The sequence below is a fragment of the Psychrobacter sp. T6-1 genome, from assembly GCF_052258445.1.
On record NZ_JBQQFC010000402.1, the window covers coordinates 1 to 1757 of the forward strand.

Below are 1757 nucleotides of genomic sequence, written 5' to 3' on the forward strand. Positions count from 1 at the left end.
ATGACGCGCTGTCGTTTGATGTTATTGTCTCAAACCCGCCGTATATCGATGAACAAGACGAGCACTTAACCTCTTTAATCGCTGAGCCTATCAGTGCATTAACTGCACCCGATTCTGGACTGGCTGATATCACGCAGATTGTAAAGGGTGCACCTAAGTATCTAAAAGCAGGTGGTCTGTTGGCTGTTGAACATGGTTATGATCAAGGGTCTGTGGTACGAGATATATTCTTGCAAAAGGGTTTTGAAGCCGTACAAACCATTCAAGATTACGGCGGCAATGAGCGCGTCACTCTAGGTCAAATGTCGCTAGCGCCTAATTAGTGACGTAAGTGCTATTAACTAAAAACTTACTGACGGCCTAGCTTTAATATGAGAAAGTCGCTTCCTCTGTAGCTTTGGGTACCTGTAGCTCAGAACACCTGTAGCTTCAAGTGTTTTCTGTCCAAGATACGCTTTACCTCAATGCTCACTATATATCCTAAATTTGGCAGTATCTATTTAACCATATCATCACTTACTGATTTTTTATTGCAGGCTAGTAAGCTTTGCTCATTAATAATAGTTGTCTTTTATGAAAATACATCGTCCGCATTTATTAAAACATACTCTCAATGTCGCTAACCGTGTACGTCAAACAGCAAGTGTCGCAGGTCTATCTGCTTTTCGCGTTGCTAAAGGGGAGAAGCCTGACGCGCAGATGCTCAAAGAAACCTTTGAGCAATTAGGTACCACTTATATCAAGATCGGGCAGTTCGTCGCTAGTACGCCGTCGCTATTCCCGCGTGAATACGTTGAGGCTTTTCAAGATTGCCTAGATCAAACGACGCCGCTCTCATACCAGTATATCGAGCAAGTATTGAGCGATGAGCTGGCGATTAACGGTCAAAGCTTGAGCGATCTATTTGCTCATATCGAAACAGAGCCGTTAGCGTCAGCCTCTATTGCGCAAGTACATGCTGCGCGATTGCATAATGGTGATGAAGTGGTGCTAAAGGTGCAAAAGCCTGATGTCGAAACTATTATGCAGACTGATCTTGGGGTCTTGCATGGGGTAACCAAAATCATTGAACTACTGATGCCCTCGATGAGGTTTGCCAGTATCGCACCTATTATCGACGAGATTCGCTTGCGTATGCTCGCTGAGACCGACTTTATCGCTGAGGCGCAAAATATCCGTGATTTTCAGCAGTTCCTAGCGGTATCGGGCAATACAAAAGTCATCGCGCCGACCGTCTATGATGAGCTGACTACCAAGCGCGTGTTGACCATGAGCCGACTCAATGGCGTCTCTATGATCAACGAATCTGTTATGCGTCAGTACTGTGATGATCCTGCGCAGGTGATGGCAGATACATTGAATACTTGGTTTGCAAGCCTTATGCTATGCAATAGCTTTCACGCTGACTTACATGCGGGCAATCTAATGCTACTCACTGACGGGCGTATCGGCTTTTTAGACTTTGGTATCGTCGGCAAGCTCAAGGCTGAAAGCTGGCGCGCCTGTATGGGCATGATGCAAGCCTTGCAAGACAATGACTATCAGGCTATGGCGCACAATATGATCGATATGGAGATGACGCATGGTCGCTCGCAGGTCGATGTGGCAGCGCTCGGTCAGGATTTAGAGAAGATGATGCGCACGATTATGGCTGAGGACAAAGCCTTTACCAGTGGCGTGCCGTTTAATAGCAAAGAGCAGGCCGATGAGCTCAATAAGATGATGTTAGAGATCGTCGCCGTCGGCAAGCGTCATGG

The 1757-nt window shown here is 46.4% G+C and carries 1 protein-coding gene and 1 pseudogene; both read left to right on the forward strand.

Annotated features, from left to right (window positions below; genetic code table 11):
* A pseudogene (locus tag ACTXGO_RS13230) lies at nt 1-323 on the forward strand (peptide chain release factor N(5)-glutamine methyltransferase); the annotation flags it as partial.
* Nucleotides 324-573: 250 nt separating this feature from the next.
* Nucleotides 574-1757, forward strand: a 1184-nt coding sequence (locus ACTXGO_RS13235; protein ID WP_443574847.1) for an ABC1 kinase family protein, incomplete at its 3' end; no start/stop codon positions are given.